Genomic DNA, 15,828 nt, shown 5'->3' on the forward strand with positions numbered 1-15,828 from the left:
AAATATTTTTTGAATATTCTTTTTCTAATTTCATTAATTTGAACGAAAGTTTTTTCATGTCATTCACCGAACTCAATAGCGTAGAGCATTATATTATTCACCAACTCAGTGGGGTAAATCTGAATAGTAATGGAGCCCAGGAGTCCAAAGCTAGTTATGGTGCTACTTGGGTATATAAATCTGCCAAGGATATTCCTAGAGGAGTGAATGAAGTCTTGGTTGAATCAGAACTGAAGGCTGCTTTGATTCGCTTGAATCCTGAGATTTCGGATAATCCTGAATTGGCGGATGAAGTGATTTATAAGCTAAGAGCAGTGCTGATCGCAGTGACGCAAGTTGGTTTGGTCAAGGCAAATGAGGAATTTTTCAAATGGATGTGTGGTGAGAAGACCATGCCTTTTGGAGAAAACAATCGTCACGTTCCGGTTCATTTGATTGATTTTGATAACCTGTCAAATAACACCTATGTAGCCACTAATCAGTATAGAATTCATCATCGGGAGACGAAAATTCCTGATATCGTACTTCTGATTAATGGAATTCCGGTAGTTGTCGGTGAAGCGAAGACCGCTATTCGGCCTTCTGTTAGTTGGCTGGATGGGGCCCATGAGATTCACCAAATCTATGAGAATTCGGTCCCGCAATTATTTGTACCAAATATTCTATCCTTTGCTACTGAAGGCAAAGAATTGTTTTATGGGGCTATCCGATGTCCATTGGAATTTTGGGCTCCTTGGCGCTTAGAAAATGACGAGGATGCACTAGCAAAGAGATTGGGACTTGGAGATGTAGGAAAAGAACTTTCTGATTTACTGAACCCGGTTCGATTACTGGATATTCTACGGAATTTCTCTTTGTTTTCCACAGACAAAAAGAAGCGTAGAATCAAGATTATCCCACGTTTTCAGCAATACGAAGGAGCCAATAAGATTGTCGAGCGAGTAAAGGAAGGTCGAATTAAGAAAGGATTGATTTGGCATTTTCAAGGTTCAGGCAAGTCCTTATTGATGGTTTTTGCAGCGCAAAAATTAAGAAGAACTCCTGAACTCAAAAGCCCAACAGTCATCATTCTTGTTGACCGAACAGATTTGGATACCCAAATCAGCGGAACTTTCAATGCTGCTGATATCGCGAATGTAGAAACCACGGATAACATCCGTGAGTTGCAGACAATGCTCGAACGCGACACCCGCAAGATCATCGTGTCGATGATTCATAAGTTCCGCGATGCCAAACCCAACATGAATACCCGGGAGAATATCATTGTGCTGGTGGATGAAGCGCATAGAACTCAGGAAGGTGATTTGGGTCGGCAGATGCGAGCGGCCTTGCCTAATTCATTTCTATTTGGACTTACCGGAACTCCTGTTAACAAAGCAGATAAAAATACCTTTTGGGCATTTGGTTCCGAAGAAGATACAGGAGGCTACATGTCCCGCTATACCTTTCAGGATTCCATTCGAGATGATGCAACTTTGCCCTTACATTTTGAACCACGATTGGTAGATGTGCACGTTGATAAGGAAACTATTGATAAAGCTTTTAAGGAATTTCAGGATGAAGCTGCATTAACCGATGAAGAGGCTGACGAATTGAATCAAAAGTCAGCAAAGATGGCAGCCTTTCTAAAGTCTCCAGAGCGGGTAGAGAAAATAGTTCAGGACATTGCGCAGCACTTCAAGGAAAAGGTAGCTCCTCATGGATTTAAAGCTATGATTGTGACTCCCGACCGATATGCTTGTGTACAATATAAAAAGGCATTGGATCAATATTTCCCAGAGGAAGCTAGTGCTGTAGTGATGTCAACAACTGCAAATGATAAACCTGAGTTCAAGCAGAAATGGGCGATGGATAAAGGCAAGCAAGAGAAAGTGGTTGATGAATTTAATGATGCACAGTCTGATCTGAAGTTTATCATTGTAACTGCCAAGTTGCTGACTGGCTTCGATGCTCCTATTCTCCAAACCATGTACTTGGACAAATCTCTAAAGGATCATACCTTGCTCCAAGCCATTTGTCGTACGAACAGATTGTATCCCAATAAATCATTTGGAAGAATTGTGGATTATTTTGGGGTATTTGATGATACTGCCAAGGCTTTACAGTTTGATGAAAAAAGTGTGCAAGCAGTGATCTCAAATCTCTCAGAATTGCGAGGAAAATTACCTCAAGCAATGAGAGACACATTGGCTCATTTTGAAGGAGTAGATAGAACTATCGTAGGATTTGAGGGCTTAGAAGCTGCACAGAATGCAATCCGAACAGACGAAAAAAAGGATGCCTTTGCGAAGGATTTCAAATTCCTATCGAAACTATGGGAGTCACTTTCCCCTGACAATATTCTGGATCTTTACAATACGGATTATAAATGGCTATCCCAAGTATTTGAATCTGTACGTCCAGCCTCCGATAATATTGGAAAGCTACTTTGGTTTTCTCTTGGCGCTCAGACTACAAAGCTTATCCATGAAAACATACACGTCGGCGATGTCCACCAGCTGGAGGAGTTTGTACTGGATGCAGATGTGATAGAAGAGATTTTTAACAACCCTGATCCCAAGAATGCCAAGAAATTAGAGAAGATACTGGTCAAGCGATTTAAAAAACATGCTGGCAATCCAAAGTTCAAAAAGCTTAGTGACCGTTTGGAAGAACTTCGAAATAAAGCCGAACAGGGTTTGATATCTTCTATAGAGTTTGTAAAGGAGCTTTGCAAATTAGCCAAGGAAACTGTCCAAGCAGAAAAGGAATTGCAGGATCTCTTACAAGAAAAAACTCCACAGGCTGCCTTGACCGACCTCTTTTTGGAATTGAAAACCGATCAAACTCCTGCAGTTGTGGAGAGAATTGTTACAGACATTGACGCCATTGTTCGGGTAGTTAGATTCCCTGGCTGGCAAGACTCCAATCAAGGTGAAAGAGAAGTTCAGAGTTCGTTAAGAAAGGTCCTTTGGGCAAAATACAAGATCAAAGATCAAGTTCTTTTTGATAGGGCATATGCGTATATAAAGGAGTATTATTAAAATTAATATGGAAAGTATTTTTACTGAAGGCATTTCAATTATAGCACTAGTTTTTTCGGCATTAGCATATTTGAGAGGAAGAAATATTGATCTCCAAAATCAAGTTTATCTTAAAAAGCTGGACGCTTATTCTGATGTAATAGGTGAGTTTTTTAAGCTCTTAAAAGTATTATATGATATTAGGGAAGAAGCAGAAAGATTAATTTTAGAAAACAAGTCTTTCATCAATGAACTCAAAATAAACGAATTGGGAAATAAAGTAGATGATGAAATCGAGCAAATTCACAATGAAATTGGGTTGAAATCTATCTTTTTCAAGGAAGAATTAATCGATGAAATTATCCAATACCTCAATAGTTTATATGGGGAAATTGACACAAGAAACAGTCAAAATCCTATTGAAGATTTAGACTCCTATATTGCATTCCAGACCGTAAAACTTGAGGAGTTAATAATAAAAATGAAGGCTGAATTAGGGATAGATGAACTCAATAAAAAGCTATTAAAGAGAGTTGAAAGAGGGAATTTTAAAAGGATTTTTAGATTTTTGAATACCTAATGTTCATTTCAAACAAGATATATAAAAGATCAGATATACATGACCAATATGGAGGAAGTAGACAGCATGGGATAAGTTCATCTGCTCAACAACCCTATATATTTATTTTTTCTGGTTCTCAAGGAAGTCAGCATGGGTATAAAGACCAGTGGATGAACGATACAGTTTATTCCTATACTGGAGAAGGGCAGGTAGGCGATATGAAATTCACTAAAGGAAATCTTGCCTTAATGGAACATAGAAATCAAGGAAAAAGAGTTTTCTTATTCGAATATGTCAATAGAGGGTATGTTCGATTTGAATCAGAGTTGGAAATCAATGATGCAGACTTTTTTGAAACCTCAGATCGAAATGGGGATTTGAGAATTGGAATCAAATTCTTTTTTAATAGAATTGGTGCAAGACCTTTAATTCGACCAGAACAAATGCAGCTGGATTTTGCAGCTGATACCCCACGAGATAAATATGAAATCATTTTACCAAATTCAACCGAAAGAGAGGGATTGGTTACCTCACGAGTTGGACAGGGTGCCTATAGAAAAGGAATTATTCACAGATGGAATTACCAATGTGCTGTAACTCAATTTAGTGATCCGAAGATTTTGATTGCGTCCCATATTGTCCCGTGGAAAGATGCATCTGACGAGCAAAGGCTTGATGTAGATAATGGAATATTGCTCTCTCCTACTTATGATGCATTGTTTGATCGTCATTTGATCAGTTTTGAGAATTCGGGTAAGATTCTGCTTTCTGACCAGATTACATGGGAAGATTATAAGAAGATTGGGGTGACTGGGAAGGAAGTAATTAATTCTTTAAGTCTGGGGAATAAAAAATACTTGGAAAAGCATAACGAAAATCATTTTAATAAACATTAAAAGTGAGAATACTATGCGCTTATTTAGTTATTGCATCCCAATAGATGATGGAGCTGCTCCAAATCCTTATTTTGAAATTTGCACGTTGGCAATCTGTAAACCAGTTATTAGAAGGGTAGCAAATGTCGGTGATTGGGTGGTTGGAGTTGGATCAAAAAATGTTCAAGGGATTGATTATTCCGGTAAGCTTGTATATGCAATGAAAGTCACTGATAAAATGACTATTAAAGAATATGATGAATTTTGCCGAAAAGAATTAGTGGGTAAGATTCCTAATGTGTACTCCTCAAATTATGTGGAAAAAGTGGGTGATTGTATTTACGACTATGGGTCGAATAATGATGGTAAACTAAGACCAAGTGTCCATAATTTAGGAAATAGAGAAACTGATTTAGGAGGTATTAATGTATTATTGTCCACCCATTTTTACTATTTCGGAAATAACGCCATCGCTATTCCAGCTCATTTAACCGAGATTATAAAACAAGGTCAAGGACATAAATCAGATTCCAACGATTATTTAAGACTAAGTTTTTTAGAATGGATCGAAAATCTAGGATTGACGATAAATCACCTCTATGGAAGTCCACAGATTAGAGTAGAGTTTAAACAGAATGCTGAGGATGGTTCTAATACTTGCTTAATTAGATGTAAGAGTGATATGGAGGATGAAGAAATTGAAGCTAATTGTTAATCAGCTAAGATTAGTCTCACCTTAAGTAAACTCATCAAAAGTTTCTCCGCCGGTCCATTCTAATCCTTGAACTAGTACAAATTGCTTTTGTGAACCTTCATTTTGAAAAAAGCTACCTAAGCTTTCATGTACATATAACTCATTTTCGAAGGTTACCTGCGCCAATGTCCATGGTTTTATTGCATATTCTTCACTACTCCTACATCTAATCCACAAAGTATTTTTGTCATTAGAAATAGCATAATCTTCAATAATTGAATTTGAGTATTGATTAATTGAAAACACTTTGCCAATCTTCAGATTTGCAGCATATGTTTCAATTGAATTTCCAGTATACTCTTTTGGACACAGCGGAAATTTGGATGGTGTTTTCCAATTCTTTTGCATTGCATTTGGCGTTTCAGAATGTACAAGTCCAGTATTAACCTGAATTAAAAGAGATCCTTTATTGACACTAAAAATCTTTTCCCCAAAACCATTCGAAGACGGGGCAAAACTCTCGCTTTCAGCCCACTTACTTAAACGATTCCAGGATGCTCGAGCTTCCTCTGGGGTAACTGTTCTCATCCAATCAAAATTCCTTTCCCTATTTACATATTGTCCTAATATGGAAGGGTTTTCAAGAAAAGCATCAATGCTACCACAATAGAAAACTATCTTTTTTAATGTGATAGGGTTATTCAAAATATTCTCCAATCTGGTTAACCATCTTAGATTTTCAGGACGATTATTTTGACGGTTGGTATCAATATGATCAACTACGTTTTGATTACCAATTGGCTCTCCTAGAAATGAATAAGCTACAATTCTATGAATCGCTTCTGATGATATTACCAAATACCCATAGCTATTTTTCTTCCCAAAGGTCCACAGGTTATCTATTTTACGAATTGGCTTATTCTCACGTGAATGACGCAACACACTGCCATTATCTCTGACAGAATATTTTTCACCTTTATAAAAACTAACAATTTGTTTCTTAAAATCATTTACCTCTATCATAATAATATCCTTCTTTAAAAAGTGAAAAAGTCGATTTGCGAAATAAGAAATCAAATTTCTCCCTTACATAATCACTAATTAAAATTCAAAGGATAATTTAAGGTTTTGAGAAAAATTAATTTCAATTAATAAGTCATCGTTTAATCAATTCAGACAATAGATGACAGGTATTATATTCACTTATCTCAAAAACCTTTCCTGCCTATGCATCTCCAAGTTCTCTTGACTAGGCCAAAGGTGGGTTTCTTCTGGTAGAATAATTCTCTTACCCTTTAGAATTGACAGTCCATAAGGATGTGATTGGTCTTCTATTAAATGCTCTGATACTAGAACCCTATAGTCTTGATCAACAGAAACGAGTCCGTTATCAAATGCTCGATGCAGATTAGGACAAAGGGCAATTCCGTTGCTGACACGATCATCTTGAGTACTACTAAAAGGAACAATATGGCAAGCATCAATCAGAAATCTTCCATTGATAGTACTCACTTTCATTCCTGAAATAGCACAGGTACTTTGATAGATTTTGGGCACCATCTTTTTAAAAGTACAATTTCGCACATAGACCATTTCTTCCTCTGCAACTTGCAGGCGCATTACTTTGGGTACTTCATTGAGGACGTATTGCTGTACTTCTTTCAAGTATTTTCCTTGCTTTCTATTTGCGCTAAAATAATGTTTGGCTGAAGCAGGGAAGTAAGTGTTGACTAGCACTCTTCTAACAGCATCTCTATTTTCCTTATGAGTCAACATCAGAAAAATTACATCAGAAAAGCAGGCATATTCCACTAATTCTGAGAGTGTTTGGATGCTTTTAATATGCTTGGTTATCTGGAATCCAGGAATTGTCTTCAAATACCAAAAAGCAGCACTATCTATTTTATCATTCTGTAGGTGATAGAATGGAAGTGTGAAATCTTCAACAAACCCATCTGACGCAAGTAAATCCCAGTTTTCATGAAAGGTTGAAACTAAGACATCATCGATATAAAACCTGTTTTCATGAGTGTATCCCCTATCCAATAAATCTAAAAGTGTTAACAACAATATGGGCTTATGAGGCGCAAGACCATAGGGAGTTGAGCCTCTTCTGAGTTTGGTCAGTGCACTTAAAAATCTCTCTAGATTCATGAATTAAATTTCTTCGAATACCAAACTAACTAGAATTTACGATTTCACAAGTCAGGTATAGGTGAAAGAAATAGTACGAAAGCAAGCCTACCTTTTGCTTAAATCGAAAGAATTAGTCTATTTCAAGAAACACAACAGACTTCACCCAGCTAACTTTTTCAATATGCAAGAAGGAATTTATGAATCCTTGATATCCAAACTCGTGCAATCAAAGCTTGATGAGTTGGATCAAGAGGTATTTTTTGTAGATCAAAAACCCATCGATAAAGCTGAAGCCAAGGATGTGCTGACGCAGTATTTCTCGGTAGTGCTCAAAAGGGCGCTTTCCTATCTATCGGGTAATGATGCAGTATTGAAGCAGATTGAATTGGTAAACAAACTAATCTTCTTAATTAAAGAAGAACTAGATGAAGAGGATTTTGAGCAAGATCTACTAGCCCTGAATACTAGTTTTCTGACTGCTATCTATTCAAAACTAGACCTTGGAGTTTCAGACTTCCAATTGTTTCTTAAAAGCATCACTCCAGAATCAAGGCTGATCTTCAGTTCACTGATCACCGGAGGCGGTGGCCCCAAGAAACTCCAAATGGACGGGGAATTACAAAAAGAAATCAGTTCCTCGGATCGCATAGATTTTTTGGTGTCTTTTATCAAGTGGGAAGGACTGAGACTTCTGATGCCGCAATTGGAAGAGTTTACTAAAAAAAGTGGAAAGCTTCGATTAATTACCACCACCTATGTGGGTGCCACAGATGCTAAAAGCGTGGAATTTCTAGCTAATCTTCCCAATACAGAAGTCAAGGTTTCCTACAATACCAAAAATGAGCGGGTACACGTCAAGGCGTATCTATTCTATAGAAATACGGGTTTTCATACTGCCTATATAGGATCTTCCAATCTTTCAAAATCTGCGTTGACCAAAGGCTTAGAGTGGAATGTGAAGCTTAGCAATAAGGAAATACCTCAGGTGATAGAAACGGCCCAGCATACCTTTGACACCTACTGGAATAGCAAAGATTTTGAAACATACGATCATACTCGGCACTCTGAAAAATTGAAAGTGGCGCTTAAAGAAGGTCGATTTGGAGGTGGAGAAGGTATTGAAATGAATCTAGGATATTTTGACTTAAAGCCTTATACCTTCCAAGAAGAAATACTTGAAAAGTTGGAAGTGGAACGTTCAGTTCATGGTAGGTTTAGAAATTTGTTAGTAGCTGCTACTGGAACAGGTAAGACGATAATTTCTGCTTTTGATTTCAAACGATTTTATCAGAAAAATCCAGCTGCCAAACTACTATTTGTGGCTCATAGAAAGGAAATTCTACAGCAAGCTATGGGTGCATTTCGAGGTGTTTTAAAGGACAATAATTTCGGTGAACTCTGGGTAGATGGTGAAGAGCCTACACAATATAAACAGGTCTTTGCATCGGTTCAAACTCTGAATAATAGATTAGAGGGTTTAGAATTATCAGCCGGCTATTTTGATTTCATTATTGTAGATGAGGTGCATCACATTGCTGCCAACAGCTACCGCCCTATTCTTCATAAGTTTAAACCTCAGATATTGTTAGGACTTACTGCTACTCCTGAGCGAATGGATGGGGCTGATATTTTGGAAGACTTTTGTGATCATATTGCTGCTGAGATCAGGCTTCCGGAGGCACTTAACCAGAAACTACTTTGCCCATTTAATTATTTCGGGATTTCAGATACTGTTGACCTATCCAATGTTTCCTGGTCAAAAGGTAGGTACATGCCTTCTGAACTCAGTAACCTATACACTAGTAATGATCAGCGAGTTGGGAATATCATTGGATCACTGGATAAGTATGTGACAGATGTACAAGAAGTGAGAGCTTTAGGGTTTTGTGTCACCCAAGAACATGCACAGTTTATGGCTGAAAAATTCCATTTGGCCGGATTAAAAGCAGATTTTCTGGTGAGCAGTAGAACTGAAAACCGGAAGGAAATCAGAAATAGACTTAGGAAAAAGGAGATCAATTATTTGTTTGTAGTGGATATTTTCAATGAAGGGGTTGATATCCCAGAGATTGATACGGTGCTATTTTTAAGACCTACGGAGAGTTTAACAGTATTCTTGCAGCAGCTAGGAAGAGGACTTCGATTAGCTGATGGGAAGGACTGTTTGACTGTGTTGGATTTCGTGGGAAATGCAAGATCGGAATATGACTTTGAAGGGAAGTTTCGGGCGATGATTGGAAAGACAAACACCTCCATCAAAAGTGAATTAGAGCATAATTTCCAACATGTTCCCTTGGGATGTTCAATCATTCTAGAAAAGCAAGCTAGAGAAACAATCTTGAAAAATATCAAGGCTTCAATCAGTCCAAATCGGAATCAGTTGATCCAGAAGATTAGAAACTTCCAACACCAATCTGACCTGCCACTGACGCTCAAAAACTTTATACAGCTTTATCAATATCCTTTGGAGATAATCTATAAACGAGGGGTATGGCAACAGCTAACTTTTGAAGCTGGGGTAGCCTCTACACCTGATTCAACCAATGAAAAACAATGGCAAAGCTGTGTTGGTAAGAAATGGCTTTCTACAGAATCCTATTCCTATTTTAAGTTTATCCTTGGGCTAGCTAAGAAGAACTTTCAAGTTGTGATCGATGATCTGTCAGAAATTGAAAAAAGCATGTGCCTGATGCTTCACTATGATTTTTGGCAGAATGCTGGAGGTTTCAATTCTTTGGAAGCAAGTATTAAGGCAATTGGGAAGAACCAAGGGCTGGTAAAAGAAATGATTGAGGTCTTAGAGATCAGAATGGATCAAATTGGTTTTATGGAGTTGGAAATTAATCTTCCTTATGAACAGCCATTGAAGGTCCATAGCAGATACACGAGAGATCAAATATTGGCGGCATTCGGGTTCGATACTTTTGAATCTAAATCCTCTAATCGAGAAGGAGTAGCTGATAATAGCGAACTCAATACAGAGCTTTTATTTATTGATCTGAATAAATCTGATGAGCACTACTCTCCCACGACCATGTATGAGGACTACGCTTTAAATGAAACCTTATTTCACTGGCAGTCTCAAAATTCAGCCCGTCCAGATTCAGGTAAAGGACTGAGTTATATTCAGCATAAAGCTAGCGGCAAGAGAATCTTACTTTTTGTCCGTGAGGAAAAGCAAAACCAATATAAAAACACAATGGGTTATGTGTTTATAGGAGAAGGAAATCTTCAGGATCATTATGGTTCGAAGCCGATGAGTATTAATTGGGAACTGAACGAACCCATTCCCCCATTTCTTTACCAGGCATCGGCGAAGCTATCGATGGTGTAATCTACAGTTTGGCTAAAGCCAGGTTGGGTTTGTAGTTATCAATTAGGAATTGACTAAAGCCATATTCCTATTTAATGAAAATCAAATAACTAAATACGGCTGGTTTGGCGAAAGTTCATTTGTGAATTGTAACTAAAAGAAAGTAGGAACTATAGCTGAATTAATATTGGTCTACTTATCCTTTATTATTCTCTCACTTTTTTCCTTCCTGACTTTCCCTAATCTTTTTCTAAAAATCAGGTATATGATAAGGATAACAACTGGAATAACTATAAAAATAACCACATCGCTAGTACTGGATAGATCAACTGGACCTGTTGGTTGTGGGGTATTCTCTGGTATCTGGGAATAGGAAATTCCTGGGATTAATAGGAATGCAAAAAGAATACTCAATGCGTTGGGAATGGATTTTAGGTAGTTGCTCATTGTCTTTTTATTAGGTATCTATAGTATTTATCAAAAATTGGTTGAATAATAAAAATGAATATTCGATTCACTTGGAAAAAATAGAATGCGCAAAATTCAATCCGATAAACGTTTTAATCAATTACTCAAGATTAGAGCTTTGTTCCTAAAGGATTTTTAGCATCGTTTTGAGTGCATAGCGGACTATATGAGTACGATTATGCAGTAAAATATGAAGACTGCGCCAAGCCACAATTTTTGCCATTACTTGAAGCACATGTGTTTAAGTTGGAAAGAAAATGCCATGAATGGGAAGAAGTTGCCATTGTTGGTATAATGCTCAAAGTCTCAGAAGAATTTGTTCGGGACCCTATCTGTTGAAAAATATCCTGCCTGTAAATTACTGCTACTTGATGTAACAATTATCGATGGTATATTACTCAATAAGTCTGCACTTAAGCCGCATTTCTGTCGATTTAGCAACTCATTTTTAAAGTGCCCAATTACTCATTATGGGGCAATATTTACTGTTTTAAAAATCCCGTTTTTATTCGATAAAATTTAATTAGCTCTATTTCAACTAGATAATCAGGAATAGATTCATGGCTGATCATTTGTTTCTGGGATTTCATCCATCATAAAGATTCAAATTCACCTAACAATGATTAGCCGTTCAATAAATTCCACTGATTGTCTTAAAAGAAATACTCCTTCCGAAGGTGTCCTATGGCTCCCTCTTCATGATAAAGAAAAGATCATAGAAAAAGTTGCCAGTTTAAAGTCTCAGGAGATCCAGAGAATCAGGGTTGGAATAAATTGCAAGAATTTCCATGATGCTGAGGGAAAACTTTGGTATGACTGGTTGATTCCTTTCCTTGGAAAGCGATTTGATATGATTTTAACCTTTGAAGCGGATTTTGAAACCCAGGGTAAAAAGTCCTCTTGTAACTATAGTTTCTTCGAAATGGTGGAACATTTTACCATAAAAAATGACAGTTATTTCGATACCATAGAGTTACGAAGAAGCGCCCTATATCATACTCCTAAAAATCTTTTTTCTGATCCTTTGGTCTTCAGTGCTATTTGGGCAAAATCCATGGGGATCAAAGTCATTCTAGGAAATATCCAAAACAAGGATTTTGAATGGGTAAACCGAATAATCCGGTTCCGACTGATTGACTACTTTGATTTTATGGAAATAAATAAAGAGGAAGAGGATTCCTGGAGTGCGAATACCAATCATTATGAAAAAACACTGATGCATTTATTGGACAAAAGTGGATGTAGGACTGCGTTAAGGGTAAGCGCAAAACCTATGATTAGTCTTAAATTATATGACTCAGAGTTTGTCACCCAAAAATCTATCAGTGCTATGGGCTAATGCTTTATTCAGAAATTAATTGATCTGATTATCCGCAATGATACCAATGACCTCTTTTGCTTTGCTTATCAGGCTCGAAGACCGATGACGGGTGACCGATGTCCCAGCAGTGCTAGTGTTTACCTTACTTTAAGTCCCTTTTTACCTTTTATTGGTGCAATTGCGGATATACATATTAATTGAATACCAATAGGAATGGGCAAATGCCCCATTCCTATTGATAATTTTTATCCTTTTTGCTCCCAGTCCAAATACCTCTGCCAAGGATGCTGCTCCTTGAAGCCTAGGACCTCACGGATTTTTCGGTTGGAATACAGAGCTTCATGCTCCCCAAGTTCCCGCCTAAGAGGAACGCCCGGAAAGAAGCGACTGGCCAATTCCTTACTGGGAATAATAGCGCCGTTTTGGTCGTTAGCTGCGTTGAATACCTCATAACCCAAGCCGTCTTTTTTCAAGCATAAATCTACAATCTGACCCAGATCCCGTGCATCTATGTAGTTGAAGGCATTTCTGCGACGTACTTCCGGATGCTTGAAATAATGGGGAAACAACTCTGTGTATTCATGGGGCTCAATCACATTACCTATGCGAAGTGCGTATAAATCAATTCCCGATCTGCGTTGAAAGCTTCTGGCAGTCTTCTCATTGACTATTTTGGACATGCCATAGCTGTCCATGGGATTCACATCGTAGTCTTCCTCCAAGGGCAGGAAGTCGGGGTCGGTTTTCCCATCGGAAAAGCAAAAGCCATAGGTGGTTTCTGAAGAAGCGATAATCACCTTTTTGATCCCCAATTTCACCGCAGCCTCAATTACATTGTATGTGCCGATGGTATTCACCCGGAAGGTTTCATTGTCTGGATTGATGAGGATTCTGGGCACTGCAGCAAAGTGTACGACAGCATCAAACTTTGGAACACCATTTCCGGGCTCCAGTTCGCCAAGATTAGCGTAGGAACTCATGGCATTGAACATCTGTCCTGAATCGGTGATATCAGCGATAAGGTTATCTACCCCGGGGTGATCCAAAGGTTTAAGATCCACATTCATCCCTTGATGTCCCTGCTCCAAGAGGTAGGGAATGACGTGTTTTCCTGCTTTTCCTGATCCTCCGGTAAAGAATACTCTTTGCTTGGTCATAATTTGTCTTTGTGATTATTGAACAGATTCAACATTTGAAACTGCAATTTAACCAGGGACATGAGAATATAGGAATTGTCGGTAAAAACCAATGGTAACCACTTTTCTTTCAATTCCTTTTCTTCTATCAGCCACCTTCCCTATACTATCATTAGAGGGGAAGCATAAGGTTTTTAACCTAATTGAAAATTCTGTTTTAAGGACAATTTTAATTCCTAATAAGAATTTCGGAAGGGCCTATCTGGTTTTTTTGTCCTCTAGCAGACAGTTAGTTATTTTCCAGTGAGAGAGATAATCCGTTCGGAATCTAAATCCGTACTTAGAATAAAGCGATATTAGAGTTTCTACTGACCTCACCCTTATTTATTTTCTATGCGTTTACTTCTAAGTTTCTTAACCGTTTTAACTTATTTGACTTTTAATTTTATCAGTTCTCCCTTCACCGAAAACAACTCAGGTGAAAGCGAAAGAAACACTACCTCAGCACCAAATAACATCATTTCAACTGCTAAAACGCCCATTTGGATAGATACAGATCTTGCCGTGGGTATGAAAAGATACACCCGTCCGGGATATTCGGATGTGGACGATGGCTATGCGGTATTGCAATTGATGAAATCAGATAAGGTAGAAATCGTTGGTATCAGCGCAGTATTCGGCAATACCCGCATCGATGATGCTTACCGGATCTCCCAATACATGAATGAAGAATTTGCAAACGGTAAGATTCCGGTGTACAAAGGTGCGGGAGAAGCCATCAACCTAAATGAAGTTAAGACAAATGAGGCTGTAGAAGCACTCGCTTCGGCTCTCAAAACCCAAAAGTTGCGCATTATGGCTGTAGGGCCAGCGACGAATGTAGGTCTTCTACTTTTGCTTTATCCGGAACTCAGTAGCCAGATAGAGGAAGTGGTGTTGGTAGCAGGAAGAAGAAAACACACAGATTACTTCGCCATAGGCACGCAGGGCAGCCGTGCAAAAGATCTGAATTTTGATCTGGACAACAATGCTTTTCGACTTATGTTTGAAAATGACGTGCCGGTGACTTTATGTCCGTTTGAAATTTCCAACCTTGTATGGATGAAAAATGAGGATCTGGATGCCTTGTCCAAAGGGGATAAAGGGTCGAAATGGCTTGCTGAGAATTCCCGTCCATGGCTAGCACAATGGGTGAGTCAAGGCGCGGATGGGTTTAATCCTTTTGATGTATTGGCCAGCCACTATATGATCGCACCTGAGGATATTATATCCGAACAGCTTAATGCAAGACTGGAAATCCATATCGATGATACTATCCCAGGAAATGAGAAAGAAACCTTTAAGCAGTATTTGATTTGTGATGAAGGTGAAGGATATCCTGTGAAGTACTGCTATCAAATCGTGCCGGATTATCACGAGAAATTGATCAACAGTTTTATCAAATAGATAAGGAATTTATGTCCCAGATCTTAACTGCTTACTAAACATATTTAATTCTACGAGGTTTAACAGCCTTGCTCTACTGCTTAATGAAGTCACTATCCAAAACAGCTCTGATGGTCTATGCCATATGCCCGAGAATCCAGGCAGGTCAAAAGGCTGTTTTTGGCTCGGTGCATTTTCAGAAGTCTCTGGAGCTGTTTGAAAAACTTCAGGACAATACGAAAAGAATAGCTGCGGAAAGTGGACTGGAAACATTCTGGATTTTTGATCATAAGCAGCAAGGCAGAAGTTTTGGGGAAAAGTATTCCAACGCTTTCGAGGAATTATTTAAGCAAGGCTACGGACAGATAATATCAATCGGCAACGATATTCCTGGCTTAAGCGCTTCCCACATTTTACAGGCGCAGAGCGAATTGCTTTACTCATCCTCAGTTTTAGGTCCGGCAGAAGACGGGGGAAACTACCTTATTGCCCTCTCGGCTACTACTTTTGACAAGGCTTCATTTGCTAACCTGCCCTGGAACAGTGAAGGGCTTCACCAGGCTCTGAAATCACACTTGCAGTTCCGGCATGGACAAAATGCGCAGGTAGCCCAATTGGAATACCTGATCGATATTGATGACTTTACCTCTTTTTATGACTATATAAAGAAGCTCAAGTCAGGAGATTTTTACCGCTTTATAGTTCGGCTACTCCTATCCATAAACACATTTGCTAAAGAACAAAAGCAATTTTTTGAGGACCTTATAATTTCAAAAGATAATCCTCTAAGAGCTCCTCCTACCCTTTTATAGTACTTTCTTAATTCCACAAAACCAATACTCGATACCCTGATATTGAAGGCTAGCGCATGAATTTATTTAGTCGCCCAGCTATTC

13 protein-coding genes are annotated in these 15,828 nt (G+C 38.4%); 9 read left to right on the forward strand and 4 right to left on the reverse strand.

Annotated features, from left to right (window positions below; translation table 11 throughout):
* The first annotated feature begins 38 nt into the window (after window positions 1–38).
* From AACZ73_RS20000 to AACZ73_RS20015, 4 genes are read left to right on the forward strand one after another with little or no spacing between them, the layout of a single operon-like run.
* Window positions 39–3,023 carry an HsdR family type I site-specific deoxyribonuclease gene (locus AACZ73_RS20000; RefSeq protein WP_339880609.1) on the forward strand — a complete coding sequence of 995 codons (2,985 nt, stop codon included), beginning with the start codon at window positions 39–41 and terminating at the stop codon, window positions 3,021–3,023.
* A gap of 7 nt (window positions 3,024–3,030) precedes the next feature.
* Window positions 3,031–3,582: a hypothetical protein gene (locus AACZ73_RS20005; protein ID WP_339880610.1), complete on the forward strand. Its 552-nt coding sequence runs from the start codon at window positions 3,031–3,033 to the stop codon at window positions 3,580–3,582.
* On the forward strand, window positions 3,582–4,460 hold the full coding sequence (locus AACZ73_RS20010; RefSeq protein WP_339880611.1) for an HNH endonuclease: 879 nt from the start codon (window positions 3,582–3,584) through the stop codon (window positions 4,458–4,460). Before AACZ73_RS20005 ends, AACZ73_RS20010 begins: the two co-directional genes overlap by 1 nt.
* 13 nt (window positions 4,461–4,473) lie before the next feature.
* Complete coding sequence (locus tag AACZ73_RS20015) at window positions 4,474–5,154, forward strand: hypothetical protein (RefSeq protein WP_339880612.1); 681 nt, start codon at window positions 4,474–4,476, stop codon at window positions 5,152–5,154.
* A gap of 21 nt (window positions 5,155–5,175) precedes the next feature.
* On the opposite strand, the gene AACZ73_RS20020 is transcribed toward AACZ73_RS20015, so the two are convergent.
* Both AACZ73_RS20020 and AACZ73_RS20025 read right to left on the reverse strand, forming a co-directional pair.
* Window positions 5,176–6,156, reverse strand: a complete 981-nt coding sequence (locus AACZ73_RS20020) for an HNH endonuclease signature motif containing protein (RefSeq protein WP_339880613.1) — start codon at window positions 6,154–6,156, stop codon at window positions 5,176–5,178.
* Between the two features lie 180 nt (window positions 6,157–6,336).
* Window positions 6,337–7,287: an HNH endonuclease gene (locus AACZ73_RS20025; RefSeq protein WP_339880614.1), complete on the reverse strand. Its 951-nt coding sequence runs from the start codon at window positions 7,285–7,287 to the stop codon at window positions 6,337–6,339.
* A gap of 163 nt (window positions 7,288–7,450) precedes the next feature.
* Between AACZ73_RS20025 and AACZ73_RS20030 the strand changes: the two genes are divergently transcribed.
* Window positions 7,451–10,603 (forward strand): DUF3427 domain-containing protein, encoded by a 3,153-nt coding sequence (locus AACZ73_RS20030; protein ID WP_339880615.1) that lies wholly within the window; start codon window positions 7,451–7,453, stop codon window positions 10,601–10,603.
* A 171-nt stretch (window positions 10,604–10,774) separates the two neighbouring features.
* Here the strand turns inward: AACZ73_RS20030 and AACZ73_RS20035 are convergent, their stop codons facing one another.
* On the reverse strand, window positions 10,775–11,029 hold the full coding sequence (locus AACZ73_RS20035; protein WP_339880616.1) for a hypothetical protein: 255 nt from the start codon (window positions 11,027–11,029) through the stop codon (window positions 10,775–10,777).
* A 171-nt stretch (window positions 11,030–11,200) separates the two neighbouring features.
* Here AACZ73_RS20035 and AACZ73_RS20040 point away from each other — a divergent pair, with 171 nt between their 5' ends.
* Window positions 11,201–11,389 (forward strand): hypothetical protein, encoded by a 189-nt coding sequence (locus AACZ73_RS20040; protein WP_339880617.1) that lies wholly within the window; start codon window positions 11,201–11,203, stop codon window positions 11,387–11,389.
* Window positions 11,390–11,669: 280 nt separating this feature from the next.
* Window positions 11,670–12,389: a hypothetical protein gene (locus tag AACZ73_RS20045; RefSeq protein ID WP_339880618.1), complete on the forward strand. Its 720-nt coding sequence runs from the start codon at window positions 11,670–11,672 to the stop codon at window positions 12,387–12,389.
* 227 nt (window positions 12,390–12,616) lie between these two features.
* Here AACZ73_RS20045 and AACZ73_RS20050 read toward each other — a convergent pair whose 3' ends face one another.
* A complete protein-coding gene (locus tag AACZ73_RS20050) occupies window positions 12,617–13,528 on the reverse strand; it encodes an NAD(P)-dependent oxidoreductase (RefSeq protein ID WP_339880619.1) in 912 nt (303 codons plus the stop codon).
* 372 nt (window positions 13,529–13,900) lie between these two features.
* On the opposite strand from AACZ73_RS20050, the gene AACZ73_RS20055 reads away from it, so the two are divergent.
* Both AACZ73_RS20055 and AACZ73_RS20060 read left to right on the forward strand, forming a co-directional pair.
* Complete coding sequence (locus tag AACZ73_RS20055) at window positions 13,901–14,953, forward strand: nucleoside hydrolase (protein ID WP_339880620.1); 1,053 nt, start codon at window positions 13,901–13,903, stop codon at window positions 14,951–14,953.
* An 83-nt stretch (window positions 14,954–15,036) separates the two neighbouring features.
* Entirely contained in the window at window positions 15,037–15,744 is a 708-nt protein-coding gene (locus AACZ73_RS20060; RefSeq protein ID WP_339880621.1) for a DUF2064 domain-containing protein, read from the forward strand.
* Window positions 15,745–15,828 lie beyond the last annotated feature (84 nt).

It is taken from the genome of uncultured Algoriphagus sp. (assembly GCF_963974835.1).
Taxonomy (GTDB): domain Bacteria; phylum Bacteroidota; class Bacteroidia; order Cytophagales; family Cyclobacteriaceae; genus Algoriphagus.